This is a genomic window from Providencia sp. PROV109 (assembly GCF_033681625.1).
GTDB lineage: Bacteria > Pseudomonadota > Gammaproteobacteria > Enterobacterales > Enterobacteriaceae > Providencia > Providencia hangzhouensis.
On the sequence record NZ_CP096321.1, the window covers coordinates 25,922 to 52,458 of the forward strand.

Annotated in this window: 21 protein-coding genes and 1 pseudogene; 19 read left to right on the forward strand and 3 right to left on the reverse strand. The window is 50.2% G+C overall.

Annotated elements, in window-relative coordinates:
* Positions 1 to 101: 101 nt before the first annotated feature.
* The 3 genes from M1F25_RS21745 to M1F25_RS21755 all read left to right on the forward strand — a co-directional run bounded on the left by M1F25_RS21745 (position 102) and on the right by M1F25_RS21755 (position 3,460).
* Positions 102 to 1,364, forward strand: a complete 1,263-nt coding sequence (locus M1F25_RS21745) for an IS1380-like element ISEcp1 family transposase (protein ID WP_000608644.1) — start codon at positions 102 to 104, stop codon at positions 1,362 to 1,364.
* Positions 1,365 to 1,687: 323 nt separating this feature from the next.
* On the forward strand, positions 1,688 to 2,833 hold the full coding sequence (locus M1F25_RS21750) for a class C beta-lactamase CMY-6 (protein ID WP_015058212.1): 1,146 nt from the start codon (positions 1,688 to 1,690) through the stop codon (positions 2,831 to 2,833).
* Positions 2,834 to 2,926: 93 nt separating this feature from the next.
* Complete coding sequence (locus tag M1F25_RS21755) at positions 2,927 to 3,460, forward strand: lipocalin family protein (protein WP_001221666.1); 534 nt, start codon at positions 2,927 to 2,929, stop codon at positions 3,458 to 3,460.
* Here the strand turns inward: M1F25_RS21755 and sugE are convergent.
* Positions 3,457 to 3,774: a quaternary ammonium compound efflux SMR transporter SugE gene (gene sugE / locus M1F25_RS21760; protein WP_000118520.1), complete on the reverse strand. Its 318-nt coding sequence runs from the start codon at positions 3,772 to 3,774 to the stop codon at positions 3,457 to 3,459. The genes M1F25_RS21755 and sugE overlap by 4 nt on opposite strands.
* A gap of 256 nt (positions 3,775 to 4,030) precedes the next feature.
* On the opposite strand from sugE, the pseudogene M1F25_RS21765 reads away from it, so the two are divergent.
* The 10 genes and pseudogenes from M1F25_RS21765 to traN form a co-directional block, all read left to right on the forward strand.
* A pseudogene (locus M1F25_RS21765) lies at positions 4,031 to 4,402 on the forward strand (LuxR family transcriptional regulator); the annotation flags it as partial.
* A 99-nt stretch (positions 4,403 to 4,501) separates the two neighbouring features.
* Positions 4,502 to 9,988: an Ig-like domain-containing protein gene (locus tag M1F25_RS21770; RefSeq protein WP_000606835.1), complete on the forward strand. Its 5,487-nt coding sequence runs from the start codon at positions 4,502 to 4,504 to the stop codon at positions 9,986 to 9,988.
* 148 nt (positions 9,989 to 10,136) lie between these two features.
* On the forward strand, positions 10,137 to 10,844 hold the full coding sequence (locus tag M1F25_RS21775) for a DsbC family protein (RefSeq protein ID WP_001259346.1): 708 nt from the start codon (positions 10,137 to 10,139) through the stop codon (positions 10,842 to 10,844).
* Positions 10,841 to 13,288 carry a type IV secretion system protein TraC gene (gene traC, locus M1F25_RS21780; protein ID WP_000637384.1) on the forward strand — a complete coding sequence of 816 codons (2,448 nt, stop codon included), beginning with the start codon at positions 10,841 to 10,843 and terminating at the stop codon, positions 13,286 to 13,288. The genes M1F25_RS21775 and traC overlap by 4 nt, the downstream gene beginning before the upstream one ends.
* A 14-nt stretch (positions 13,289 to 13,302) precedes the next feature.
* On the forward strand, positions 13,303 to 13,620 hold the full coding sequence (locus tag M1F25_RS21785) for a hypothetical protein (protein ID WP_000351984.1): 318 nt from the start codon (positions 13,303 to 13,305) through the stop codon (positions 13,618 to 13,620).
* Complete coding sequence (locus M1F25_RS21790) at positions 13,617 to 14,147, forward strand: S26 family signal peptidase (protein ID WP_001010740.1); 531 nt, start codon at positions 13,617 to 13,619, stop codon at positions 14,145 to 14,147. The genes M1F25_RS21785 and M1F25_RS21790 overlap by 4 nt, the downstream gene beginning before the upstream one ends.
* Positions 14,110 to 15,375 (forward strand): TrbC family F-type conjugative pilus assembly protein, encoded by a 1,266-nt coding sequence (locus M1F25_RS21795; RefSeq protein ID WP_001447719.1) that lies wholly within the window; start codon positions 14,110 to 14,112, stop codon positions 15,373 to 15,375. The genes M1F25_RS21790 and M1F25_RS21795 overlap by 38 nt, the downstream gene beginning before the upstream one ends.
* Positions 15,372 to 16,043 (forward strand): EAL domain-containing protein, encoded by a 672-nt coding sequence (locus M1F25_RS21800; protein ID WP_000575345.1) that lies wholly within the window; start codon positions 15,372 to 15,374, stop codon positions 16,041 to 16,043. Before M1F25_RS21795 ends, M1F25_RS21800 begins: the two co-directional genes overlap by 4 nt.
* Positions 16,040 to 17,047: a TraU family protein gene (locus M1F25_RS21805; RefSeq protein ID WP_000983282.1), complete on the forward strand. Its 1,008-nt coding sequence runs from the start codon at positions 16,040 to 16,042 to the stop codon at positions 17,045 to 17,047. The genes M1F25_RS21800 and M1F25_RS21805 overlap by 4 nt, the downstream gene beginning before the upstream one ends.
* Before the next feature lie 103 nt (positions 17,048 to 17,150).
* A complete protein-coding gene (gene traN / locus M1F25_RS21810; RefSeq protein ID WP_001447718.1) occupies positions 17,151 to 19,958 on the forward strand; it encodes a conjugal transfer mating pair stabilization protein TraN in 2,808 nt (935 codons plus the stop codon).
* Between the two features lie 38 nt (positions 19,959 to 19,996).
* On the opposite strand, the gene M1F25_RS21815 is transcribed toward traN, so the two are convergent.
* Positions 19,997 to 20,638, reverse strand: coding sequence for a hypothetical protein (locus tag M1F25_RS21815; protein WP_223854615.1), 642 nt, complete (start codon positions 20,636 to 20,638; stop codon positions 19,997 to 19,999).
* Between the two features lie 341 nt (positions 20,639 to 20,979).
* Positions 20,980 to 21,621: a hypothetical protein gene (locus tag M1F25_RS21820; protein ID WP_000796664.1), complete on the reverse strand. Its 642-nt coding sequence runs from the start codon at positions 21,619 to 21,621 to the stop codon at positions 20,980 to 20,982.
* A gap of 294 nt (positions 21,622 to 21,915) precedes the next feature.
* Here M1F25_RS21820 and M1F25_RS21825 point away from each other — a divergent pair, with 294 nt between their 5' ends.
* From M1F25_RS21825 to bet, 6 genes are all read left to right on the forward strand, one after another.
* On the forward strand, positions 21,916 to 22,236 hold the full coding sequence (locus tag M1F25_RS21825; RefSeq protein ID WP_000547566.1) for a hypothetical protein: 321 nt from the start codon (positions 21,916 to 21,918) through the stop codon (positions 22,234 to 22,236).
* Positions 22,237 to 22,539: 303 nt separating this feature from the next.
* Positions 22,540 to 22,725, forward strand: a complete 186-nt coding sequence (locus M1F25_RS21830) for a hypothetical protein (RefSeq protein WP_001186917.1) — start codon at positions 22,540 to 22,542, stop codon at positions 22,723 to 22,725.
* Between the two features lie 219 nt (positions 22,726 to 22,944).
* Positions 22,945 to 23,913: an AAA family ATPase gene (locus tag M1F25_RS21835; RefSeq protein ID WP_000085160.1), complete on the forward strand. Its 969-nt coding sequence runs from the start codon at positions 22,945 to 22,947 to the stop codon at positions 23,911 to 23,913.
* 10 nt (positions 23,914 to 23,923) lie between these two features.
* Complete coding sequence (locus M1F25_RS21840) at positions 23,924 to 24,832, forward strand: hypothetical protein (protein WP_000739139.1); 909 nt, start codon at positions 23,924 to 23,926, stop codon at positions 24,830 to 24,832.
* A gap of 60 nt (positions 24,833 to 24,892) precedes the next feature.
* Positions 24,893 to 25,423, forward strand: a complete 531-nt coding sequence (gene ssb / locus M1F25_RS21845) for a single-stranded DNA-binding protein (protein ID WP_000987165.1) — start codon at positions 24,893 to 24,895, stop codon at positions 25,421 to 25,423.
* A gap of 94 nt (positions 25,424 to 25,517) precedes the next feature.
* Positions 25,518 to 26,507 carry a phage recombination protein Bet gene (gene bet / locus M1F25_RS21850; RefSeq protein WP_001282585.1) on the forward strand — a complete coding sequence of 330 codons (990 nt, stop codon included), beginning with the start codon at positions 25,518 to 25,520 and terminating at the stop codon, positions 26,505 to 26,507.
* The last annotated feature ends 30 nt before the right edge of the window (positions 26,508 to 26,537 follow it).

Sequence of the window (26,537 nt, forward strand, 5' to 3'; positions counted from 1 at the left end):
GGTGAAAGAAAAGTGCTCAAAAATATGTTAAATTATCAGCTTTTATGACTCGATATATGGTAAAATAATAGTAAGAAAAGTAGTAAAAAGGGGTTCTAATTATGATTAATAAAATTGATTTCAAAGCTAAGAATCTAACATCAAATGCAGGTCTTTTTCTGCTCCTTGAGAATGCAAAAAGCAATGGGATTTTTGATTTTATTGAAAATGACCTCGTATTTGATAATGACTCAACAAATAAAATCAAGATGAATCATATAAAGACCATGCTCTGCGGTCACTTCATTGGCATTGATAAGTTAGAACGTCTAAAGCTACTTCAAAATGATCCCCTCGTCAACGAGTTTGATATTTCCGTAAAAGAACCTGAAACAGTGTCACGGTTTCTAGGAAACTTCAACTTCAAGACAACCCAAATGTTTAGAGACATTAATTTTAAAGTCTTTAAAAAACTGCTCACTAAAAGTAAATTGACATCCATTACGATTGATATTGATAGTAGTGTAATTAACGTAGAAGGTCATCAAGAAGGTGCGTCAAAAGGATATAATCCTAAGAAACTGGGAAACCGATGCTACAATATCCAATTTGCATTTTGCGACGAATTAAAAGCATATGTTACCGGATTTGTAAGAAGTGGCAATACTTACACTGCAAACGGTGCTGCGGAAATGATCAAAGAAATTGTTGCTAACATCAAATCAGACGATTTAGAAATTTTATTTCGAATGGATAGTGGCTACTTTGATGAAAAAATTATCGAAACGATAGAATCTCTTGGATGCAAATATTTAATTAAAGCCAAAAGTTATTCTACACTCACCTCACAAGCAACGAATTCATCAATTGTATTCGTTAAAGGAGAAGAAGGTAGAGAAACTACAGAACTGTATACAAAATTAGTTAAATGGGAAAAAGACAGAAGATTTGTCGTATCTCGCGTACTGAAACCAGAAAAAGAAAGAGCACAATTATCACTTTTAGAAGGTTCCGAATACGACTACTTTTTCTTTGTAACAAATACTACCTTGCTTTCTGAAAAAGTAGTTATATACTATGAAAAGCGTGGTAATGCTGAAAACTATATCAAAGAAGCCAAATACGACATGGCGGTGGGTCATCTCTTGCTAAAGTCATTTTGGGCGAATGAAGCCGTGTTTCAAATGATGATGCTTTCATATAACCTATTTTTGTTGTTCAAGTTTGATTCCTTGGACTCTTCAGAATACAGACAGCAAATAAAGACCTTTCGTTTGAAGTATGTATTTCTTGCAGCAAAAATAATCAAAACCGCAAGATATGTAATCATGAAGTTGTCGGAAAACTATCCGTACAAGGGAGTGTATGAAAAATGTCTGGTATAATAAGAATATCATCAATAAAATTGAGTGTTGCTCTGTGGATAACTTGCAGAGTTTATTAAGTATCATTGCAGCAAAGATGAAATCAATGATTTATCAAAAATGATTGAAAGGTGGTTGTAAATAATGTTACAATGTGTGAGAAGCAGTCTAAATTCTTCGTGAAATAGTGATTTTTGAAGCTAATAAAAAACACACGTGGAATTTAGGAAAAACTTATATCTGCTGCTAAATTTAACCGTTTGTCAACACGGTGCAAATCAAACACACTGATTGCGTCTGACGGGCCCGGACACCTTTTTGCTTTTAATTACGGAACTGATTTCATGATGAAAAAATCGTTATGCTGCGCTCTGCTGCTGACAGCCTCTTTCTCCACATTTGCTGCCGCAAAAACAGAACAACAGATTGCCGATATCGTTAATCGCACCATCACCCCGTTGATGCAGGAGCAGGCTATTCCGGGTATGGCCGTTGCCGTTATCTACCAGGGAAAACCCTATTATTTCACCTGGGGTAAAGCCGATATCGCCAATAACCACCCAGTCACGCAGCAAACGCTGTTTGAGCTAGGATCGGTTAGTAAGACGTTTAACGGCGTGTTGGGCGGCGATGCTATCGCCCGCGGCGAAATTAAGCTCAGCGATCCGGTCACGAAATACTGGCCAGAACTGACAGGCAAACAGTGGCAGGGTATCCGCCTGCTGCACTTAGCCACCTATACGGCAGGCGGCCTACCGCTGCAGATCCCCGATGACGTTAGGGATAAAGCCGCATTACTGCATTTTTATCAAAACTGGCAGCCGCAATGGACTCCGGGCGCTAAGCGACTTTACGCTAACTCCAGCATTGGTCTGTTTGGCGCGCTGGCGGTGAAACCCTCAGGAATGAGTTACGAAGAGGCAATGACCAGACGCGTCCTGCAACCATTAAAACTGGCGCATACCTGGATTACGGTTCCGCAGAACGAACAAAAAGATTATGCCTTGGGCTATCGCGAAGGGAAGCCCGTACACGTTTCTCCGGGACAACTTGACGCCGAAGCCTATGGCGTGAAATCCAGCGTTATTGATATGGCCCGCTGGGTTCAGGCCAACATGGATGCCAGCCACGTTCAGGAGAAAACGCTCCAGCAGGGCATTGCGCTTGCGCAGTCTCGCTACTGGCGTATTGGCGATATGTACCAGGGATTAGGCTGGGAGATGCTGAACTGGCCGCTGAAAGCTGATTCGATCATCAACGGCAGCGACAGCAAAGTGGCATTGGCAGCGCTTCCCGCCGTTGAGGTAAACCCGCCCGCCCCCGCAGTGAAAGCCTCATGGGTGCATAAAACGGGCTCCACTGGTGGATTTGGCAGCTACGTAGCCTTCGTTCCAGAAAAAAACCTTGGCATCGTGATGCTGGCAAACAAAAGCTATCCTAACCCTGTCCGTGTCGAGGCGGCCTGGCGCATTCTTGAAAAGCTGCAATAACTGACGATGAGGCCCAGGATATTGGGCCTCCTTTCTTTCTCTTTTTTTCCTGTTGTCATTTACACTTAACAAAAATACAGCAAGGAAAATCCCATGCGCATTTTGCCCGTCGTTGCTGCAGTTACGGCTGCATTCCTGGTTGTCGCGTGTAGCTCCCCGACACCGCCGAAAGGCGTTACCGTGGTAAATAACTTTGATGCCAAACGCTATCTGGGAACCTGGTATGAAATTGCGCGCTTCGACCATCGTTTCGAGCGCGGATTGGATAAAGTGACCGCAACATACAGCTTGCGCGACGACGGCGGCATCAACGTTATTAACAAGGGCTATAACCCTGACAGGGAGATGTGGCAGAAAACGGAAGGGAAAGCCTATTTCACCGGCGACCCAAGCAGAGCCGCGCTTAAGGTTTCTTTTTTCGGCCCCTTCTATGGCGGGTATAACGTAATTGCACTCGACCGGGAATATCGTCACGCGCTGGTTTGTGGTCCGGATCGCGACTACCTGTGGATCCTTTCACGGACCCCTACTATTTCAGATGAAATGAAACAGCAAATGTTAGCCATCGCGACCCGGGAAGGGTTTGAAGTGAATAAACTGATTTGGGTGAAACAGCCTGGCGCTTAGTGAGTGCTCAGCTTCAGACCAATAATGCCAGCAACGATCAGCCCAAGGCTCAGCAAACGTGCCGGGCTGGCAGACTCACCCAGCAGCAAAATCCCTGTAATGGCCGCCCCAACAGCGCCAATACCGGTCCAGACCGCATAAGCGGTTCCTACAGGCAACGTGCGCATTGCCCAAGAGAGCATGGCGATACTGACGATCATCGCCGCAATAGTGATAATGCTTGGCGTAAGACGCGTAAAACCGTGGGTGTATTTCAGGCCAATCGCCCAGACAACTTCGAGCAAACCTGCAATTAATAAAACGATCCAGGACATATCAGGCTCCAGAACAATGGGGCCGTCCCCGGTGAAAGAAGCGTTTGCAGGTCGTCCTGCAAAGCTAATGTGTGAAATGGCATTTTTGCCCGGAAGAAAATGAATTTCAACCTTTTTATTCACCGCCTGCTAAAAGCAAGAATTAAGCATAATTAGCGGCGTAGTTCCCGCATTTGGCACTCATCGGAGTTCTCTATGATGAAGGGCTTTCTGAAACCAGAAAGTCGATTGCCCCTCTTCTGAATGCGAAACGTTTATGCTTAAAATTTTAGTGATTGACCGGTGCCACTTTACCCGCACAGGGATAGAGGCCTTGCTTAATCATTCTGGCAGGTTCAGCTCCTCATTTCTGGTATCAGGAATCAATAATCTCCTGTTAGCAAAAGAGCATATTTTGCAATGGAAACCGCATCTGGTGATCGCGGATTTATACAGTTTTATTAGCGAGACGCACTCCAGTCCGCCAATTAAACCTTTTTTTATGAGTTGTGGCGTCATCCCACTAATTTTACTGCAATCAGCAGACAGACAGCATGCACCCATCGTGCCCTCTCAATCCGTAGCCCATTCGGTCTTGACCAAGCACACCACGCTGAACACACTCTCCCACACAATTCAGGATTTCCTTATTTGCTCAAAAAGGGCACTTCCACAGCCCATGTTTATGCACTCCCTCCCGTAACCTCCAGCATTGGGTTCTTGTAACTCAAAACGAATGGAGAATGCGATGATCAATTTCAAGCCTAAAATTCCGGCGATGCTTGGGGCTCTGGCGGTTCTTACCGCTGGTGCTGCTCATGCAGAGCTGCTGGAATACACCTTTAAGGCTCCAGATGGTACGCAACGGTCTCTGACTCCGAATGCCAACTATGCCAACCCAACGGGCAATATCTCGTTTGCCTTGAGTGCCGGTATCGACCGAAAGGTAAAGATTTCGGTGCTTCGGTCGGATGGAACAGTGGTTTCGACAGCGACCAGCCACCTTCTTGGGGCTACTGATCGCATCACAGTGGGTGGAAAATCCTACTATGGTGCGGAACTTCAACTACCAGCTCCAGTTGGTGGGGCATACACTATCAGGGCGGAAATTCTTGCCTCTGATGGTTCTACAGTACAGACGGATGAATACCCTCTTACTGTCGATGTGACGCCGCCAACCTACTCTTCGCTTGCCCCGGTTTATAGTAACTATGGGCAGGTTACTAGCGGTGATGTTTGGAAACTGGGTCTAGGTGGCTCTGAGGATAATGCCTTTTTGCTGTCAGGAATCTCTGATGAGTCACCCATCAAAGGCGTCAAAGCAAAGCTGTATCGTCAAGACGGTTCACTCTACAAAGATGTATCCGTGAACTACGATGACGCTAACGGACAAGCTAGACAGTCTTTCCAATCTGGCTTTTTCCCAGCCTCTGACTTGGATGAAGTGTTTACACTTCAGTTTGAGATAAGCGATAGCGCTGGAAATAGCTATCTTTCACCTCGTCAAAAAGTGATGTTTGATAGCATAACCAATGCTCCGTCTGCACCTTTTGGTGTTTATGACCCTTCAAGTACAAACAACTTAGGCCCTGGATTAACCGGATTTGTTGCTTACACTGAGGGCATGACAGTTAAAACTAACCCAATCAAGTTAGCTTGGCGTGTTCCGCGTGATAACTGGCATGAGTATAGAGAAGGTGGGATAAATATGACCAATGCCTTGGGAGAGATGTCCAAGGTAGGAGAAGATGCCAGCTATGTTTATCTCGTCACAACCGCACCTTATGGCAATACCGACGGCAATTATTGGCGTTGGGTGAACTTCGGCCAGTGGGGGGGAGGCGGTATTGCTTATAACCTCACACTCTCTCCATCAGCGCCTAAAAGTCCCAGACTTTTGGGTGTGGACTACAATTACAGTGATATAGGATGGTCTAGTTTTTACCGCTACTGGGTGAACAATTCTGTTCTTCCTGTCACTGTTAGTAGTATCCGTGTCAAAGTTGAACCAAGGCCTTACGTTCAAACTGCCGTTCACAGGGGAAGCTGTGAAATTCCTGTTGGTCAAGATAGCTGCGTGATTGCAAATAGCTTCACAATGGCTAAAGGCACAACAGGGTACGTCCACGATAATGCGACAGTTTTCAATCCGGATAAATCTCTTCGCTCGAATCCTCTTTGGGCAGAGGTTAACTGGAACGATCAGCACTACCCTCAGCTAAGTCAGCAGTTCGATCAAAATAGCAAGGTATTTACCTTATTCGTTAACCAGCCAGGACGAGGCGCTTACTTTGATAGGCTGCGTCTGCGAAGTGCATGGATTGAAGATAGCAAAGGCAACAAGCTGTCTCCAACTGGTGGGTTAATAGCCAACAACTGGGAGAACTACACTTACCAGTGGGATCTTAAAACTCTCCCTGAGGGGCAATACAGTCTTGTTGCCGCAGCAGAGGAGATGCACGGGCCTTTAACGCGACAACCAATGTTCCAGATAACGTCTGATAGAACGCCACCAACCATGACACTCAGTGTGGCAGATGGAGCAGCTATCCAGACTCTAGATGATGTTGTTATTACCTTGGCTGATGCTATCGACCCTTCACCTAAATTGACCTCTATTGCCCTTGTAGGGGGGCCTGCCAATGACAAGGTGCAGTTGTCTTGGCGTGAGGAGTCGAAAGGTCGATTCCGCCTTGAGTACCCGGTAATGTTCCCTTCTTTGAAGGAAGGGGAATCTTACACGCTGACTGTTTCCGGTGAGGATGCACAAGGCAATGCGGTTCAAAAGGCTGTTGGCTTCGAGTACAAACCTCGTCAGGTAATGCTGGCGGATGGGATGGATGGCAAGGTCATGGTCCCCGCTGTCACTCATGAATTTGTTCATGCAGATGGCAAACGGATCATCGAAACCAAGCCGCTGACGCTCAGTGATGGTGCTGTCGTGACAGGTTCATACGACGTGTTTGCGACCCTACGTTCTGATGCGAAAGTACCGCTGGTGGTTAATGGGGTGCGTATCGAGCCAGGCCAGACAATGGGGATCATGAGCCAACATGATTTCGGTGCGTCAGGTGGTCGTTTGAGCATTCCGGTTAAACCTGCTGTTCCTGATGTGGTCGGCTCTTCCAGCCTTCTTGTCATGACCTCCGCGCCGAACTCACCCATCTTGGTTGTGGACATCAATACCTGGAAAGGGACGGCTAAGCTCTCTGCTGAATCATGGACAATTCGCCAGGTCATTGACCCAGTGAAAATCTATGCCCTGCCAGAGTCGGGTGTGCCTTGCCGGTTCACCACGAAAGAGGATGTGGCTATGGCCGCAGACCCAATTCGTGACCCGGTGTGTTTGCTCCAGTGGGACAGAACTCCAGATGAGGCTGAACAAACTACGCAGGACAACAACGGGATGAAAGTTGCTGGGCTGGTGGGGCAGGCTGTGAGCATTGGTGAACAACCTGTCGAATACAGCCTGTACCTGTTCAGTGGTGACGGTTCCAAGGTAAAAGTTGGGTCTGGCTCTCAGAACCTGACGGTAACTACTGCCTATGGCTCTGTTGGCTACACCCCGATTGATGACATTGCTCAGGTGAATCGCGTCATTGAAGATTTTGATGTGAACTTCAAGCAGAGCAAGGGGCCAGACTGTTCTATAACCCTCAGCGCAGACCGTGCGAAAAAAGAGGCCGCGAACAAGGCTGTTGGTAGTGCAAGCCGTGCCTGTCTGTTCGAGTGGCAGCAGATCCCCGATGGATTGGTCCAAGACCCGTTATCGGAATCACCTTCGCTCTCTGGTTCATTGGCCTCCAACGGCGTTCATCCACTGGGGTGGCGGGTAAGTATTTTCACCCGTAACGGCACTAGGGTGACGTTGAACGACGAGACTTTCAATGTCGAAGCGGTTGACCCACCAGCTCCGACCGTTGAACTAGCCTCCGACTACAACTTCAAAGACAACATCTACTTGGTGCCGATGACAGGTAACTACCTGGGTGATGCCATTATCAACTCTGAACGAGCTGATCTGGATATTGCCATATCGCGCAACTCGGATGTTCTTGAGTCTGAGACCTTCACTCCGGGATGGGGTGCCACCAATAAGGTGTATCGCCGCATCAATACCGATGAGCGAGCGTTGTGGGAGGAGACCACCTACAAGGTGAACGCGGCCTACAACAAGGTGCCTGATGTGAAGACTGAGGTTGTCTACCGGGCTATCTCTGCACCTTCTGACAGTATCCGTCCTATCGTTGAAGTTAAAGGTGATACCGCGATTGACACCCAGGCATTGCCGGTTAGGGTTCTCATCCGTGATCAGTACAAACCTGATGGTGACTATGACGCTAACACGATGGGGGTGTGGAAAGTACGCCTGATCCAGCAAAAGGCCTACAACGAGACGGTTGCGCTCACTGATTATGCGGAAGCATCGAACGGTGAAGCTCAGTTCTCAGTAGACCTGTCTGGTGTGGATACTTCCTCCGTCCGTATCGCTGCTGAGGCTGTTCTGGAAAGCCCTGTTGAGGGTTACAACCGCACAGAGTTGTCTATCAGACCTGCCTTCTTGACAGTGCTTCGCGGTGGTGCCATCGGTGCTGGCGTGGAGGCTCGCAAGTTGTCTGGTGAAGCTCCGTTCACTGCTGTGTTCAAGCTATCTTTGGACGACCGTCAGGATCTCCGGGCTACCGGCCAGGTTGTGTGGGAAACCAGTAAGGACGACGGTAAAACCTGGGAGCAGTTCATCCCAGAAGATCGATACAAGTATCAGCTTGTGAAGACCTTCGACAAGGGGGAGTACCAGGTTCGGGCCAAGGTGGTGAACGTCAACTCAGGTGCGGAAAAGTACACCGAAGCGGTCAGTGTTGTCGCTTACGACAAACCTGATATTGCTGTTATCGGCCCGACCACGTTGTTTGTCGGAAGTGAAGGCAAGTACACAGCGAACCTGACGTTGAACGATGAGCCAATCTCCGGTGGCAATGCCATTGTTGAGTGGTCTACTGACGGTGGCAAAACCTACGCGCAGACAGGGGATAGCATCACGCTTTCGAGCGATGAAGAAACCCGATACCGCCTGTGGGCTCGTGTGCGCTCTGCCACGGCACCGGCTGATGACGGCTATGCCTATGAAGTTGCGAAAACGGCGGTTGACTTCCGAGCAGTGAAGGCACCTCGTCCTTACGTGACAGGGCCGCGAGTTATTGAGACCGGTAAGAAGTATGTGTTCAAAGCCGAAACCAGCCTGCCTTACCGTGGGATGGACGTGAAGCTGAACGGGTTCTTCACGCTGCCTGATGGCTCGATTGTGCAGGGTGATACTGCTGAGTACGAACCCTCTGACACTGACCTCAATCAGGCTACTGTAGAAACGAAGTACACCACCTGGATCGAAGGATACCGAGATCAGGGTGCAGAGGCTTCGCATAGCCTACGCTCCCGCGTTTGGCAGTATGTATGGCCGAGCTTCGGAATGCAGGTTAGGAAGAACGCAGACGTGGCTCCTGCGACGATCACCGCGTCAGTGCGGCCAATTGCCTTCAACGGCAAGCTGGAAGAGCCGACCTACGAGTGGGAGTTGCCGGAAGGCGCTGTGATTCAGGATCAGCGGCAGGATATTGTCCGGTCCTTTGTGATCAATGAGCCGGGTGATTACAACATCAAGGTCACTGTCCGTGATGCTCGCGGCCATGAGACCGTGATCGAGCAACCGCTCAAGATCGGCCAGGCAGCGCCCTATGCCATTGACCTGCAATACTCTGGCTCGAACAAATACGAGCGTGAGCCTCTGGATGTGCTGTTGCGACCGTACATTTCTGGCGGCCACCCACGCGACCGTATTTCGACTCGTGTTTATTCGGTAGATGGTACACCGTTGGAAAGCAGTGGTTACTACGGCAGAGCAACTCTGGGCGCTGGTGAGCACAGCATCAAGCTGAAAATAACCTCAGAAATGGGGCATGAAGCTGAGGGCGAGGTGAACATCAATGTTGCAGAGAACAAGTTGCCTGCATGTAGCCTGAGCTCACGAGAGACCGTTGGGTCGTGGATCGTCTATGCGAACTGCGAAGATACCGATGGCCGCATGAAGTCCTACGAATGGACCATTGCCGGTGAGTTGCAGAGCATCAGCTCTGATCGAGTGACTATCAGCAAGGGCACCTATGAAACGATGCCGACCATCTCTCTGGTTGGGGTCGATGACTCTGGGGGCAAATCCGAAGCTGTTACCATGAACTAAGGTTCATTCCTCTCAAAGCCCGGTTCAGACCGGGCTTTTTTTTGTATCGCGCTGGAATTGTCCAAATTGGGCTATTACAGAGGCGAGTCTATTTCCATCCCCCGGATACACTGCCCAGCATCCAGTAATCCAATCTTAGGGGATAGACATGCGGACAAAATTACTTGGGGCGCTGATGGTGTTCGGGATTATTACCGGCACGGCTCATGCGTCATCGAAATTGGAAATCACCGATCCCAGAGCGGCGAAGATAGAGGACATTGTAGAGCTACCCATCAAAGGGGTTCGAGCCGTCCAAAGTGATGGGCAGATCATGTTCCTCTCTGAAAACGGACGATTTGTTATTTCAGGACAAATCTACGACCTGTGGAGCAAGAAGCCCCTCAACACGATGTCCCAAATGAGGGATGTAGCGGAGCGTATCCACTTCAAGAGCATGGGCATGGATGTGGACACGCTGAACACTGTGTCGATGGGGCGTGGTGACAAAGAGGTGGTGGTCTTTGTTGATCCTAGGTGCGCGGTTTGCCATCAGCTCATGGGTGATGCCAAATCGCTGGTGGATGATTACACCTTTAAATTTATCGTGATTCCAGCTCTGGGTGCTGAGTCCAACCGCCTGGCAAAAAACTTGTACTGCGCGAAAGACAAAACCCACGCGCTTGATGCGCTGATGAACAACACCCTGGGTTCCCTTCCTTCAAAAGAAACCTGCGACCCCGGCCAATACGACCAAACGCTGCTGACAGCTCATTTCATTGGGATTGAGGGCGTTCCGTTCGTTGTTGCTCCGGATGGTCGTGTCAGCAAAGGACGTCCGAAGAACCTGAAATCATGGTTGGAGAGTGCTGAATGATCGTAACCATCAAAAAGAAACTCGAAGAAACGTTGATCCCGGAGCACTTGCGAGCTGCCGGGATTATTCCTGTCCTGGCCTATGACGAAGACGATCATGTCTTCCTTATGGATGATCACAGTGCAGGCTTTGGTTTCATGTGTGAGCCCCTGTGTGGTGCCGATGAAAAAGTTCAGGAGCGAATGAACGGTTTCCTGAATCAGGAGTTCCCGTCGAAGACTACGCTCCAGTTTGTCCTGTTCCGCTCCCCGGACATCAATCAGGAGATGTACCGGATGATGGGTTTGCGTGATGGCTTCCGTCACGAGCTGCTGACATCTGTTATCAAGGAACGGATTAACTTCCTCCAGCACCACACGACAGATCGCATATTTGCCAAGACCAACAAAGGTATCTACGACAATGGCTTGATCCAAGACCTCAAGCTGTTCGTTACGTGCAAAGTCCCCATCAAGAACAATAACCCGACTGAAAGCGAACTCCAGCAGCTCGCACAGCTTCGCACGAAGGTCGAATCATCGCTTCAAACCGTTGGTCTGCGTCCTCGCACAATGACGGCGGTGAACTACATCCGGATCATGAGCACCATCCTGAATTGGGGGCCAGATGCTTCATGGCGACATGACTCTGTGGATTGGGAGATGGATAAGCCCATCTGCGAGCAAATCTTCGATTACGGCACCGACGTGGAAGTCAGCAAGAATGGCATCAGGCTGGGTGACTACCACGCGAAAGTCATGTCAGCGAAAAAGCTGCCTGACGTTTTCTACTTTGGTGATGCGTTGACCTATGCCGGGGATCTCAGCGGCGGCAATTCCAGCATCAAAGAAAACTACATGGTCGTGACCAATGTTTTTTTCCCTGAGGCAGAAAGCACGAAAAACACTCTGGAGCGCAAACGCCAGTTCACTGTAAACCAAGCCTACGGGCCGATGCTCAAATTCGTGCCGGTGCTGGCGGACAAGAAGGAGAGCTTCGACACTCTCTATGAGTCCATGAAAGAGGGGGCTAAGCCAGTCAAGATCACCTACTCGGTGGTTTTATTTGCTCCAACCAAAGAACGTGTTGAAGCGGCGGCGATGGCCGCACGAAACATCTGGCGTGAATCTCGGTTCGAGCTGATGGAGGACAAGTTCGTTGCTCTGCCGATGTTCCTCAACTGCCTGCCATTCTGTACCGACCGGGATGCAGTGCGAGACCTATTCCGCTACAAGACCATGACAACCGAGCAGGCTGCTGTGGTCCTGCCGGTGTTTGGGGAATGGAAGGGGACCGGGACCTATCATGCAGCGCTGATTTCCCGCAACGGCCAGCTCATGAGTCTGTCTCTTCACGACAGTAATACCAACAAGAACCTGGTGATCGCAGCCGAATCCGGCTCGGGTAAATCGTTCCTTACCAACGAACTGATTTTTTCCTACTTGTCCGAGGGGGCTCAGGTCTGGGTTATTGATGCCGGTAAGTCCTACCAGAAGTTGTCGGAAATGCTCAATGGCGACTTCGTTCACTTTGAAGAAGGAACGCACGTCTGCCTCAACCCGTTTGAGCTCATACAGAACTACGAGGACGAAGAAGACGCGATAGTCAGCCTCGTTTGTGCGATGGCTTCGGCTAAGGGCTTGCTGGATGAATGGCAAATCTCTGCGTTGAAACAGGTCCTTTCTCGCCTGTGGGAAGAGAAAGGTAAAGAGATGAAGGTTGACGACATCGCTGAGCGCTGCCTGGAAGAAGAAAATGACCAGCGCCTCAAGGATATTGGTCAGCAGCTCTACGCCTTTACGTCGCAGGGCAGCTACGGGAAATACTTCTCTCGCAAGAACAACGTCAGCTTCCAGAACCAGTTCACTGTACTGGAGCTCGATGAACTGCAAGGGCGTAAGCACTTGCGTCAGGTTGTACTACTCCAGCTTATTTACCAGATCCAGCAAGAAGTATTCCTGGGTGAACGTAACCGCAAGAAAGTCGTCATCGTGGATGAGGCCTGGGACCTGCTCAAAGAGGGCGAGGTCTCGGTCTTCATGGAACATGCCTACCGCAAATTCCGTAAGTACGGTGGCTCCGTTGTCATTGCAACGCAGTCCATCAACGACCTCTATGAGAACGCAGTGGGCCGCGCCATCGCGGAGAACTCGGCCAGCATGTACTTGCTCGGCCAAACCGAAGAAACCGTGGAATCTGTTAAACGTAGCGGTCGTCTGACCCTTTCAGAGGGCGGGTTCCACACCCTCAAAACGGTACACACCATCCAAGGCGTGTACTCAGAAATCTTTATCAAATCGAAGAGCGGTATGGGCGTCGGTCGCTTGATAGTGGGCGACTTCCAGAAGCTACTTTATTCGACCGATCCGGTGGACGTTAACGCCATCGACCAGTTTGTGAAACAAGGCATGAGCATACCTGAGGCAATCAAGGCCGTAATGCGAAGCCGTCGGCAGGCTGCATAACCAGGGAGACAGTAATGGACATTAAATCAATCGCAATCGCCGCCATTCTCGGTGCCGCTGGTGGCTTCGGCGGTAGCTACTACGTGATGAGCGAACAAACGGCAAGCATCCATCAGCGTTTGAATCAAACCCCGCCAGTGGTCGTGGTTGACTTCGCTAAAGTGGCGTCGGCGTATCCCGCTGGTGCCTCTCAGGAGGAAGTTGAAAGGCTGATGGTCAAGACCAATGACGCAATTTTGAAGTTGAAAGACGCAGGTTATTTGGTCCTTGACGCAAGTGCTGTCGTCGGGGCTCCAAGTGACGTGTACCTCCCTGATGAGGTGCTGAAATGAATTTTCCACTCAAGAAGTATTTCGTCAAAAAGGAATCCTGGAAGCGCTTCGGGGTTAAGGCAGGTGTGACACTAGTGGTTCTTTGGGCTGCTGGTGCGGCCTTTGCCAGCCGCTACCGTATTGGCATTGATCCACAACAGGAGAAGTGCCTGCCGGGTTACACCTTCTTCCTCATTGATCTGAACGACCAAACTCTGGAGAGGGGAGCGGTTTACGCCTTCCAAGCCAAGAACATGCAGCCTTTCTACAAGGACGGGACTCGCATGGTCAAAATCCTCACCGGTATGCCGGGGGATAAAGTCGAGATCAACGATAAGTGGAAGATCACCGTCAATGGTGATGTCGTCGGAGAGGGGCTCCAGCTCGCAGGGAAACTACATCTGCCAGAGAGCCACTTTTACGGCAAGACCACGCTGAAAGAGAACAACTACTGGTTTATGGGCAAAAGCCCATTCAGCTTCGACTCACGTTACTGGGGGACTGTGAAAAATGATCAGATCATTGGCCGCGCATATCCCCTGTTCTAAGAGCGTTCTGGTGGCGTTGATGTTCTCTGTGGCTGGCGGGGCATACGCTCAAGAGTCTCCGCTCACAGAGCAGGATAAGGCGCTTATTGAGCAAGGAAAGCAAATTGCCCAAAAGGCCCAGAAGATGGAAATGCCATCTCTGTTGCAAAACCAACACATGGACGAGGCTCAGGCCGAAGCCAAGGCATTTTTCAAGCAGCTCCAAACTACTAACCCAACGCTCAAGGAGATGCACCGGAAACAGGCTGAAAAGGGTATCTACTCTGACCATCGGATACTGGTTTTCGCCTCGTTGTCTCTTGGCGAACAGGGGTTAGATGACGTCCTAACGGCGGTGTCAGGCCAGCCTGATTCTGTAATTGTGTTCCGTGGCATCCCGGAAGGAATGAACTTGGGGCAGGGAGTTAAAGCTATTCAGGCGCTCGCGGCCAAAAAAGACCCAGTGCCGAACATCATCATCAACCCTACGTTGTTCAAAACGTACAACATCACAGCCGTTCCCACGATTGTGATGCTGGAGGATGAGCCGCTGCCTGGCGAACAACCAAACGTCGTCGCCCAGGTCTCCGGGTTGTCCGACCCGGTATGGTTGGCTCGGGAAGTGGATAACGGAGAAAAAGGCGATCTCGGCGTTAAGGGGCCGGTGGAGAAAATCAGTGAGCCAGACCTTATTGATGTTGCCAAGAAACGCCTTGCCAATATCGACTGGGAAGAGAAGAAGAAACAGGCTATAGAGCGCTTCTGGACCAAGCAGAATTTCAATGAGCTGCCAAGAGCGCCAAAATCTCGAACACGAGAAATTGACCCTAGCGTCATGATCACCAGTGACATCAGCACTCCGGATGGCACTGTGTTCGCTCACGCGGGTGACGTGATCAACCCATTGTGCGATCCGAAGGAAGTTTGCAAGCCTGGAACGCGGCCATTTACCCAAGCGGTCGTAGTTTTCGACCCGCTGGACAAAAAGCAAATGGAACTACTCGCCAAGAAGCTGCCTGAAATCAAGCTGGAGCCTGGCGTACAACGGATCACCTATATCGCCACAGAGTTCGACAAAGACAAAGGCTGGGATTCCTACAAGAGTGTCACCGACAACTTTGACGCGCCGGTATATCTGCTGACGCCAGATCTGATTACCCGGTTCGAGCTGGAGCACACACCGAGCGTCATTACTGCCAGAGGCAAGAAGTTTGTTGTCCGCGAACTTGCTGAGGAGGGCGGTGAATGATTTTTGCCCCGGCTTTCCAACCAATTAAAGACGTCGGCACAGGTTCGTTTGTCGCTGCTGAGGTACTGGCTCGTTGGTACGACGAAGGCCGGGTTCTTACACCATCCTCTCTGTCATCTCCTCCTTATTGGGGACTGGTGGATATGGAGATGGCACGGTTCATTCAGGACAACCTTCATTATTGCTTGGATCTGTACCCGGCTCTCTTTCTGAATGTCTCCGAACAAACTTTGCAATCAGACGTCATCTTCAAGGCGTGGTGTAGGGTTGTCCGCGACATTGCTAAAAATCACTCATCACGGCTTGTCATCGAGATTACAGAGGGCATTCAGGACGCCTCTCTCGCATCGAGATGGGAGGCTCTGACCGAAATAGGGGTTGAGCTGGCGCTGGATGACTATGGAGACAAAAACTCTTCTCTGGATCGCCTGAGCCGTTATGACTGGCACTATTGCAAGTTTGACGCGAGAAGACTGCGGTCGCTTGAAGACTACCCGGCCATCCTCCACTGCCGCCGAAAAGGCATACAGCTCATTGCTGAGCAGGTGGAGAGCTTCCCATTGGGGGAGAGCGCCAAATTACTTGGACTGTCATGGCAACAAGGTTTCTATCACGGGAAGCCTGCTGTCATGGAGAAAAATTTGAATTACGTAAAGGCCTTACCATGATGCAAAAAATTCTACGGATCATGGCCGTTAGCGCGGTCTTTTGGGTTGGTTCGGTATCGGCTGACCCTGGGTGCCAGAATGCGGAAGTGATCGGCGGAAAACTGATTACTGACATCTGCTGGAGCTGTATTTTCCCTATCAAAGTAGCAGGGGTTCCTATAAGTGGTGGAGGCGGATCATTCCCGAGTGAAGCCGTAAGCAACCCTCTGTGTATGTGCGAGGATAATCTAGGGGTCCCTCGGCCTGGAGTCACCACTTCTATGTGGGAGCCAGCACGGCTCGTTGAATTTCAGAGAGTGCCTGGCTGCTCATCAGTCTTGAATGGTGTCAGGTTCCCGTTTGATAGGACTAACCAAGGGCATCATGGCATGGGAGACATGGATGGTGGTGATGGTTCTTTTATGCACTATCACTACTATGCGTTTCCTCTGTTGGTGATGCTCGATTTATTTATTAAGCAGACCTGTAATGCTGATGGGTATATGGATCTCGACATCATGTACATGTCGGAGCTCGACCCGACCTGGAACAATGATGAGCTCGCTTTTTTTACCAATCCAGAGGCGGCGGCAGTAGCAAACCCAATTGCGGCGGCTGCGTGTACTGCTGATGCTGTCTCATCAACCGCTGGAAAACCTTTAAAACAGCTTTTCTGGTGTGCTGGTTCATGGGGCACCCTGTATCCATTTAGTGGCAACCAGAATGGTGGAAAAGGTGTTATCCGCGATAGCAGTCTTCTTAGCACAAGGGTTCTGGCTGCTTTGCATCGCCGGGGGTTAGCGTGGAAGACAATGGGTTCTGAGGCTATGTGTAGAGGCGTTATTAGCCCAACACTACCCAAAACGCAGTACAAATTCACGCTATTGCATCCGGTTCCAGAGACAAACTCATCTCACGTAATTGGCGAATCCACTCTTACGTGGGGTCTGGCGCGAACTATACCGGCAATTGGGCAAGACCCTATTTACACCATCTGGCGATGGAATGATTGCTGTAACAATTGAGCAGACCCTAACGAATTTGCACGGGCATTTTAGATTATGCCCCAAAAGGGCCACTACACGTACAGGTGGCCCTTGTCTTCTCAGATAGCATGGGAAGGTTGAAATGGAGAACACAATGCGAAGTCATAATTACTTTATGAAAGCTGTGGCCTCGCTGTTGACAGTAACCATGTCTGCGCTGCCGATACATTCCTACGCTAACGGTAGCCAAGACCAGGACATCACAGCGGTGGGTAAAGAGGCCCAGGCTTTCGGACAAAACCTCTCAAACTCATTCAAGTCGAGCTCGGGGACTGTGCAAGATGGCACAATCTCTATGCCGACGTTGAAAGACGGTCAATTCCAAATGAACGGGGGGAGTCAGATTAATGTCAATGATCTATTCCCCGGAACGAGCGGGACCAACAATAAACCTGATAGTTATTACTTCCCTGATGCCAATAAACCTGATGTGGGCGGTCTGCAAGGCATTTACGACTCTGGCGATGACATGGACAGCGTGGGGAATAATGCAAAAGGGTCGCTGTGGAGTGATGCCAATAGTGCTAATCCATCAATCTCTGGTGCGGCATACAAGGTTCTTCTCGATGCCTCTAATCGATCACGCCCTGATTTCAGTAATGACCCGGTACTAAATCTAAGCAAAAAGACCTATGAGGATATGGACCTCATCGCAGGTGGCTTTGGGGATTGTTCTGCCGAAACAACCATCAATCAGAATACTATCAACGCCCACATTCCAGAGTATGAACGGTGTCAGCGTGTTGTAGATCAAAGCGCGGACTGTGAGGTTGTCCATGACTACGACGCCTCTGTGGTGAAGCACTATGATGGTCCATATAACCTCAAATCTTGTGGAGAAGGCTGTACTGAGTTGTGGATTGGTCGAGTGGGGGACAACTACTGGAGTGGTAACTGCAAGATTTATGAGGAGTACACGCGGGTCCAAGTCAGCAATCCAGATGCCATAGTGTCTGCAACGCTTGAATACGCCAAGTGGGATGACTACATGCAAGTGTGGGTCGGTAAGTCCGGCCAAGAGACTAAAGTGTGGTCTGGCCCAGATGGCAACTTCCCTCCAGAAACAGCCGGTAGATGTGAGCTCTCCACGAGTTGGGAGCGAAACCCTAATGTTGATGTCACTCCCTATTTTAAGAACGTGAAAGATGGTGATGTTGTTACGTTTAAGATCCGCGTTTCAGTAAGTGGCGAAGGTGAGGGTTTTGGCCGCATAAAACTCCGCTATGACCCATCGAAAGCCATTACCAAGGATGAGTGGGCTCCACAGAGCTGCATGGATTCAGCCAAAGGGGTGGTAGATGGTTTTGCGGAAGGCGAGATCACATGTATAGATGACCCGACTGATGCTACTGGCTGCACAGTCATCAATGGGATCAAAGTTTGCGAATCTCAACTCAAGCCGTCACCTTTGCCTGGTATTCCAAAACTATGCAAAAAGGTTCGAGTTAAAGCTGACTATGACTTCTATAAGGGGCAAATGGACTGCTGGACAGACCCTCAAGGTGAAACGCACTGTCCGGTAAACACGGGCGGGAATCTCGATAGCTGTCAGAAATATGAAGAAAACCCTCAGTGCGGCTTCATCAGTTCCAAATGTGTTGATGGTGCTCAGGGAAGTTCTGGTACGTGCTACGTCCACGAGGATACTTATGACTGTGGTACAGATGTTTCTGTTCCGACCTTGGAAAAGGAAACTGAGTACCAGTGCGGTGGGCCTATACGCTGCATGGGAGATGACTGCCTTGATTTGACCAAAACACAAAGCACTGATTTTGCTCGCGCTACTGCGTTGCTCAATGCAGCCCAATTCATGACGCAGGATATGAGCTGCACAGGCCAAGATGGGGATGACAATCCTACCGGGGATGAAAACGTTATTTGCTCTGCTTTTGCAGGGGAAGCTGGCGAATGCAAGATAGCTGTTGGGGGAGTTTCTGATTGCTGTGAAAAGCCAACCAATATATCTCTTGCCGATTATCTGAACCTAATAATGGCCGTTCCAAAGCTCGATGGCGCAGTGATGGGGCTGACTGATGGTAATGCGCTTAAAGGTGCTTATCAGGTACTTAGGGAACCTGCCCTTCAAGGGTGGACAGAAGTCACAAAACCGTTCACAAGTTATATAGAGAACGTTTCAGGTGCTGTTGATTCGTTCTTCCAGCCTGTAGAGCAGTTTGTTGATCAACTCATTGACCAGCTCAAAGAGCAAGTCAAAGAAGTGATGATGGATGTCATGAAATCAGCAGGCCAAGATGCAGCAACAGAGCAGGCGGCTGCCGCAGCATCTGAACAAGCTGCCGAAGCAATGATGGAGACTGCGACAACATGGCTTAGCACTGCCATGACGATATATACCGTCTATGTCGTTGCGATGGTGATGATCCAGATGATTTATAAGTGCGAGGAAGAAGAGTTCACTATGAACGCAAAAAGAGCGCTCAAGAATTGCACCTATGTAGGCTCTTATTGTAAATCTAAGGTGTTGGGCGCTTGTATTGAAAAAAGAGAAGCGTATTGCTGCTTCAATTCTCCGCTCTCTCGTATTATACAAGAACAGGTTCGCCCTCAATTGGGGCAGAACTTTGGAGACCCCAAAAATCCTCAGTGTGAAGGGATTCCACTAGATAAAATTGCCGAAATTGATTGGAGCAAAATTAATTTGGATGAGTGGCTTGGGATATTACAGCAGAACGGTAAATTCCCTGATCCGGCCTCAATAAATCTCGACTCGCTGACTGGAGCAGGGAATGACTTCAATATTGACGGGACGCGGAAGAATGCTCAGGAAAGGGCGTTGGAGCGGTTGGAAGGGATTGATATTGACGCGAAGCGAAAAGAGGCGACAAACAGCATAGACCCTCAAACAGGCGCGCCAACTGGTGGTGGATAAAAAAAGGGGCCTTTCGGCCCCTTTCTCATGTAGATTGATTACGCTTCTGGGTAAACAAATAACTCTGCTTTTCCCTGATCAAGAAGGTAAGGGAAAGCAACTTTTTCGCCATTATCCAGCTCAACCGATTTTGGAGCAAGGTAGAGGTAGGCCCAAGCTGGTAGCTGTTTGCTAATAGCTGCGTAGATCGCTTGCTGAGGAGCATGGCTTGCTGCCCCATTACCGACATTCACAAAGTTGTATGCGGTCTCATGGCCTGATGTGAAGGCATACGCTGTACCTTGAACGCCAGAGACAAAATTAGGAGCTGACCCTAGGCGAGGCTCCACGATTTTCACCTTAACGGAACACATGTCAGCTACCTTACTTTGTCCGTTCACCCACGTCGGGCAACCCCATTCATTCTTGTAGAACTGATAGGTTAGGCGACCGTCTTTGTCATACAGAAGCGTGAAATTGGCACCCAAATCAGTCAGCGCTGACTCAATGGAAACTTTCACATGTGAAAGAAATTTGGCCTGAGCGTCTGCCGGTGAAACTGCTTCGTTAGCAGGCATCCAAGCGATCAAGCTATTGCGAGCGCCATGCTGTTTGGGGCCGATAGCCCAGTTCGCAAGGTTGACCAAGCCACCTTGCCAGTCGGTCATTCCGAGCTGAGGGGACATGTAGCCAGACAGCACGTAGGCTGCCCCAAACGTTTTGGTGTCGGTCAGACGCTCCAGCTTGTCACGCGGAACAGAAGCGTCTTGGATGCCTGTTACCAGGCCACCGGCCTCCGCGATGTTGTAAGCGCGACTGTGATTGGTTTTGTACGCTGTGGGTTCGTAACTGCTGGTGGATGCACAGCCAGATAGAGCTGCTACAGCCAGAGCCACGGTGGTGATTAAAGCCTTTTTCATGTTGTTCTCCGTTCTTACCTGAGTTGAATCTGATTTACTTCGATAATATCACAGCATCAAAAAATGCAACCATAAAAGACAAAAAAAAGCCCCTCGGGCGAGGGGCAAAGGTTTGGGCTGGGTTATGCTGCTTTTGTTTTCTCGGCTTCGTCTGCGATTTCCTTGTCGCCGGTTGCAGATTCCGGAGCGGCTTCGGCCACTTCACCTTCTTTGCCTTTGCTGTGGGCGGAAATGCGAGCCCGTTTCTCGATGCCGATGATTCGACCGGCCAGCTTGATGAGGCGTTGCTGCCATTGGTAAGTGGCGTCGGTGCGCTGCTTGCTGGTCAGTACGGTGTTCAGCCAGAGAGTGTCAACGATCCCCATCAGGGTATCCAGTTTGCGGATCAGGTGTGCAAACTGAGCAACCTGAGGAGAGTTGATCTCGATGGTGTATTCATTCGGGTTGGTGTAGCCGGGCATCATGTCGATGCCGTTGTCTTCCATCAGCTTGTTGAGCTGGGCGGTAGCTTTGTCCAGGTCTTCGGAGACCTTGGAAATGTGTTCCAGGATGACGGTTTCAACCTGGTCGATTTCGTCCTGCTCACCGATGATGCGAAGGATCACGTCGATGGAGAACAGGGAGTTGGAAACTCGCTCAAAGCTGCGTTCCATGACGCGCTGAGCTTGGAGGCTGTTTACTTTCAGAACTTGCTTGAAAACAGGGCGAGAGTAGTGGTTGCTGCGGTCGTTGTTTGTGTCCAGTGCTACTTGTGCTTCTGCCATTAGAGATACTCCTAAATTTGAGGTACAGATAAACGCACTGGAAAGGATAAATGCGGTCAATCTGTAACCTGACCTCTCGAAGTGCCCAAAATGGACAGTTACAGCGTTTTCTGTTTAGCAAAGGTGAGCTATATTTGAATCATCTTAGTCGCTCTGCGGCTATAGGTGAGATAGCTGGTCTCCGAAAACAAACAGCATCTAGTCTTATGCCGTATGGCATTACTTAACCCCAAGCCGGGGGCTTCTCCCGGTTTTCGGGTGTTGCCCCTGTTTTTTTTACATAGGAGCAACACCATGCACATCATCACTTTCATTGTAGTTCTGCTTGCATCTCTGGGCGCACTGTACGTAGGCGCGAAGGCATTTGCTTTTTCCTTCATCGTTCTCGCTAAAGTGTTCCAGCGTATCGGTTTGTTCCTTTGGAACAAATTCGCAGTTCCTGCAATGCGGTCTGTACAGGCCGTCATCAAAGAACGTGCTGCCAAGGCTGAACAAGCCAAAGCAGTCGTTGAACCTGAGGTAACTCAAGTTCAAGAAGTCGCTAAACAAGAACCTGACTGGGATTATCTCGAAATCCCGACTTACCTTCGTAAGGGCAAGGAACTTGTTTGGTAATAACTGTCGCTGAGTAATCTTCGACACTTTCAAACCCATCGGGGCAACCATACCCCGACGGGGATGTTGCCCCTTTTTGCTTAGGAGCAACATCATGGAAATCGCTATCATCGCTTTGTGTATCCCTGCTGGTTGGGCAATCTCTCGTCCTTTCGTGAGAATCGCTGAATCGTTCGGTTACTGCTGATAGTCAACGCAAAGGGAGGGGGCAACCCCTCTCTTTCTGGTCAAGCCTCTGTGGCTTGTCCTCAAAGTCTTCTGGTGTCAGTTGGCTTTGACGACAAGCTACAGGGGGAATGTCGAATGCAACAGAATCTTCATGTTTACGACGATCACGCAGGCATCATCTATCTGGCTGATGGACGCGAGGTGAAATTTGATCCGAAACTGTATTCCAGCTCCTACCAGGCGCACAGTGAAGCAGTGAAGTGGGCCAAAGAAACCGGGGTCATTGGTCAAAACGACGATGTGGTGATGTTCGTCCATTGAGGGAGTAGCCTCCAGGAGAGGCTACTCTCCTCGCTCCTTAAAAGTCTTCTTACTCATGGTGAATACCATCAGTAAGCAGATTTTGTTCTCTTCGGAGAGCGAAAAGTGCGATAGCTGGTCGCCAAAAACAAACAGCAAATTAACGTTAATTTACTAGCCCAACCGGGCGCATCCGCCCGGTTCGGGACGTGGTGCGCCTGTCACAATAGGAGCGCACCTATGTCTCAATACTCTCAATTCTCAGTAAGCAAGGTTTTCGGTATGCCCAGCATTCCGGAGAAGGTAACGGCCATCGGCTACGCTGACGGTTCAAACCCTTTCATCCCTGCCACTGATACCAACTACGTTTTCCGCAAAGAGTTTCTGCGAGAGGTCTTGGCCTATCTCAAAGAGCCTGGCGGTGACGCATTGTTCGTAACCGGCCCTACCGGGTCTGGCAAAACCTCAGGTATCACCGAGATCGCTGGTCGTCTCAACTGGCCTGTTCAGCAAATCACTGCCCACGGGCGGATGGAGCTGACAGATCTGATTGGACATCACGCTCTGGTCGCGGAAAAGCCTGGTCAACCACCTGTCATGAAGTTCATGTATGGACCTCTGGCAGTCGCTATGCGTGAAGGTCATCTGCTCCTCATCAACGAGGTGGATTTGGCCGACCCTGCCGAGCTGGCTGGTCTCAACGATGTCCTTGAAGGGCGTCCCCTTGTGATCGCTCAGAATGGCGGGGAAATCATCAAGCCGCACCCGATGTTTCGTGTGGTCGTTACTGGTAACTCTACGGGGTCCGGTGATGCTTCTGGTTTGTACCAGGGGGTGATGATGCAGAACCTCGCAGCTATGGATCGCTATCGTTTCACCAAAGTAGGGTATGCGGATGAGGAAGCTGAACTCAGCATTCTTGGCCGTGCTACTCCGAAACTTCCGGAAAATGTGCGGAAGGGAATGGTTCGGATTGCTAATCAGGTCCGCAAACTGTTTCTTGGCGAAAACGGTGAAGATGGTCAGATCAGCGTCACCATGTCCACTCGGACGTTGGTGCGTTGGGCGAAACTGTCTCTAGCGTTCCGTGGTGCCCCAAATGCTCTTGAATACGCCTTGGATCAAGCTCTGCTTATCCGTGCGGCCAAAGAGGAGCGTGAAGCCATCCTGCGTGTTGCGAAGGATGTGTTCGGGGACCAATGGCGCTAAGAGGTGACGCATGAAGAAAAATGACTGTTTGTGCCGTCGTTACACTGCTAAAGAGTGGGGCAATGACGAAACCACAATAGAAGTCTTCATTGGCTACAAGTTGCTCCGGGAGCCCAGCTCCTCGGAGCCAGGCCAATTCACGATGGTCGAGCTACGCCGAACCGTCACTGATGGGAAAGCTGAAAATTGGTCTGAGACAAAGCTCGAAGGACCTTTTGAAGCTAACGGCCCAGACACGATCCCAATGTCCTACAAGGACAAAGAAAGCCAGTATGTGTCACAGTTTCTCAGCCAGGGGTACACCTTTCTGGATGAGGTGCTGGTAAACGCAGAGACACAGACGGTGCTGGAAGGGGGGAATGTTTCAGCCGGACAAACAGCCAGCTTGGGATCTCTCAACTGGCTGTTATCTCCGCCCTCTGAGTTACCTCCAGGTGACATAAACCTCTTCAAAGGTTTTGTTGCTGGGGTTTTTGCCAAAGGAGCCGGTTTAATCGGCTTTGAGGTTGCTCGGAGCGAAGGCTCAAATGACTTGCTACCCAGTGTGCTGATGCGTACTGACAGCGGTTATGAGCTTGGGGTTAGCACTGGACTAGGCGAAAACACTATCCATCCAGCTACGCTGGAAGGCGCTGGTGAACTCCGCCCGGAACATGGTCACAAACCCCTGCTGATGTTGGTTTACCTGCAACAGCGTTTCGCGGATGACTTTTCAAACGTAGAGAAGCCGCTGGTGGCATTCTGTGATGAACAGGGTGATACCTTCGACTACGAGCGTTTTGATTCACTAAAACCCCTCATTGAACGGTTTGGTTTCAGCTACGACGAAGTAAGAGCAGATGCAGAAAGGCTTGGCCTTGTATCTGAGCTGATTCGCCTGGCAGAGATCGACGCCGAACAAGAGGATCACTTTTTTTAACCCTTACGGGGGCTTGCTCCCCGAAAGGGGCGTTGGCCCTCTCCAAATAACTTGGAGGTCATGATGTCTAAAGGCGTCAACAAAGTAATTCTGGTCGGTAATCTCGGTTCTGACCCGGAAATTCGCTACATGCCAAGCGGCACTGCCGTTGCCAACTTCAACGTTGCAACAACGGATACGTGGCGCGATAAGCAGTCTGGCGAGCAAAGAGAGCATACTGAGTGGCACCGTATTGTGCTTAAAGGTCGTTTGGCGGAAGTCGCTGGTGAGTACCTGAAAAAGGGCTCCCAAGTCTATCTCGAAGGGAGCAACCGCACCCGGAAGTGGACTGACAGCCAACAAATCGAGCGCTACACCACCGAAGTACACTGCGTTGAAATGCAGATGCTTGGTGGTCGTGGAAATGCACCTCAGGACAACTCTCAACGTGCAGCGCCCCAAAAAGGGCAACGTACAGGAGCCGGTACGCAATCTGCTCCTGTGCAGCAATCAGCACCGCAAGGTGGTATGGGCGGAGGCTATGGTCCCGCTCCTGATGGCTGGGATGATGACATCCCGTTCATGCGGCTGCACCACTTGGCTGGCGGGTAACACCGCCAACTCTTACTAAACCCCACGGGGGCACTCATGCCCCGAGGGGGTCATGGTGTCCTCAAACCGTTCATTCGTGAATTGGAGAAACACCATGTCTGATAACAAATCTCTTGTAACCCGTATCGCAAGCCGGTTTGGCGTGGACACCCGAAAGTTCTATGAAACTTTGAAGGCGACCGCATTCAAGCAGCGAGATGGAAGTGCCCCGACCGATGAGCAGATGATGACGCTCCTGATCGTGGCTGAACAGTACGGTTTGAACCCTTTCACTCGGGAAATCTATGCGTTTCCTGACAAGCAAAATGGGATCATTCCGGTAGTAGGTGTTGATGGTTGGAGCCGCATCATCAACGAGCATCCCCAGTATGATGGCGTCGAGTTCGTGTATTCGGACAAGATGGTCAGAATGCAGGGGGCGAAAGTTGACTGCCCTGAGTGGATTGAATGCGTGATTTACCGTAAGGACAGATCTCGCCCTATCCGCATCAAGGAGTTCATTGATGAGGTGTACCGTGAACCGTTTCAGGGTCAAGGTCGCAATGGTGCTTACACTGTTGATGGCCCCTGGCAAACGCACACCAAGCGTCAACTCCGGCACAAGTCGCTGATCCAGTGTTCTCGTGTCGCATTTGGTTTCTCTGGTATTTATGACCAGGATGAAGCTGAACGCATCCGTGAAATGGAGCAGGCATCGGCCATTAACCCGGCTATTGCCAATCTCCCTTCACCATCTCAAGTTCAAAGCCAAGAGCCTTTGGCTATTGAGCACAAAGAGCTTGACCCGATCCTAACCAAACTCGCAAATCGCGCCATTGCTGAAAACGCATGGTCTGCGGCGCATGAGTATGTGAAGGGACGGTATGAAGGTTCGGAACTGCAATATGCGACTCAATTCCTTCGTGACAAGGAGATGGATCAAATGGAGCCTCCGAAACCTGACTACCAGGAAGCGCACGAGCAAGAGTCCGCCGCTGGTGGTTCTGCAAATGCTGAACCTGGTGCCGAAGAAATGCCGCCTTTGAGTGACGAGGACATGATCCCTGTTACAGAAGAGGAGGGCGCGGAAGGCAGTTACTACTAACCCCAACGGGGGGGACTCCCCCGCTGGGGG

Bases quoted from the DNA above. Each gene is read 5' to 3' on its own strand.
- M1F25_RS21745 (WP_000608644.1), top strand. From the start codon at position 102: ATGATTAATAAAATTGATTTCAAAGCTAAGAATCTAACATCAAATGCA.
- M1F25_RS21750 (WP_015058212.1), top strand. From the start codon at position 1,688: ATGATGAAAAAATCGTTATGCTGCGCTCTGCTGCTGACAGCCTCTTTC.
- M1F25_RS21755 (WP_001221666.1), top strand. From the start codon at position 2,927: ATGCGCATTTTGCCCGTCGTTGCTGCAGTTACGGCTGCATTCCTGGTT.
- sugE (WP_000118520.1), bottom strand. From the start codon at position 3,774: ATGTCCTGGATCGTTTTATTAATTGCAGGTTTGCTCGAAGTTGTCTGG.
- M1F25_RS21770 (WP_000606835.1), top strand. From the start codon at position 4,502: ATGATCAATTTCAAGCCTAAAATTCCGGCGATGCTTGGGGCTCTGGCG.
- M1F25_RS21775 (WP_001259346.1), top strand. From the start codon at position 10,137: ATGCGGACAAAATTACTTGGGGCGCTGATGGTGTTCGGGATTATTACC.
- traC (WP_000637384.1), top strand. From the start codon at position 10,841: ATGATCGTAACCATCAAAAAGAAACTCGAAGAAACGTTGATCCCGGAG.
- M1F25_RS21785 (WP_000351984.1), top strand. From the start codon at position 13,303: ATGGACATTAAATCAATCGCAATCGCCGCCATTCTCGGTGCCGCTGGT.
- M1F25_RS21790 (WP_001010740.1), top strand. From the start codon at position 13,617: ATGAATTTTCCACTCAAGAAGTATTTCGTCAAAAAGGAATCCTGGAAG.
- M1F25_RS21795 (WP_001447719.1), top strand. From the start codon at position 14,110: ATGATCAGATCATTGGCCGCGCATATCCCCTGTTCTAAGAGCGTTCTG.
- M1F25_RS21800 (WP_000575345.1), top strand. From the start codon at position 15,372: ATGATTTTTGCCCCGGCTTTCCAACCAATTAAAGACGTCGGCACAGGT.
- M1F25_RS21805 (WP_000983282.1), top strand. From the start codon at position 16,040: ATGATGCAAAAAATTCTACGGATCATGGCCGTTAGCGCGGTCTTTTGG.
- traN (WP_001447718.1), top strand. From the start codon at position 17,151: ATGGAGAACACAATGCGAAGTCATAATTACTTTATGAAAGCTGTGGCC.
- M1F25_RS21820 (WP_000796664.1), bottom strand. From the start codon at position 21,621: ATGGCAGAAGCACAAGTAGCACTGGACACAAACAACGACCGCAGCAAC.
- M1F25_RS21825 (WP_000547566.1), top strand. From the start codon at position 21,916: ATGCACATCATCACTTTCATTGTAGTTCTGCTTGCATCTCTGGGCGCA.
- M1F25_RS21830 (WP_001186917.1), top strand. From the start codon at position 22,540: ATGCAACAGAATCTTCATGTTTACGACGATCACGCAGGCATCATCTAT.
- M1F25_RS21835 (WP_000085160.1), top strand. From the start codon at position 22,945: ATGTCTCAATACTCTCAATTCTCAGTAAGCAAGGTTTTCGGTATGCCC.
- M1F25_RS21840 (WP_000739139.1), top strand. From the start codon at position 23,924: ATGAAGAAAAATGACTGTTTGTGCCGTCGTTACACTGCTAAAGAGTGG.
- ssb (WP_000987165.1), top strand. From the start codon at position 24,893: ATGATGTCTAAAGGCGTCAACAAAGTAATTCTGGTCGGTAATCTCGGT.
- bet (WP_001282585.1), top strand. From the start codon at position 25,518: ATGTCTGATAACAAATCTCTTGTAACCCGTATCGCAAGCCGGTTTGGC.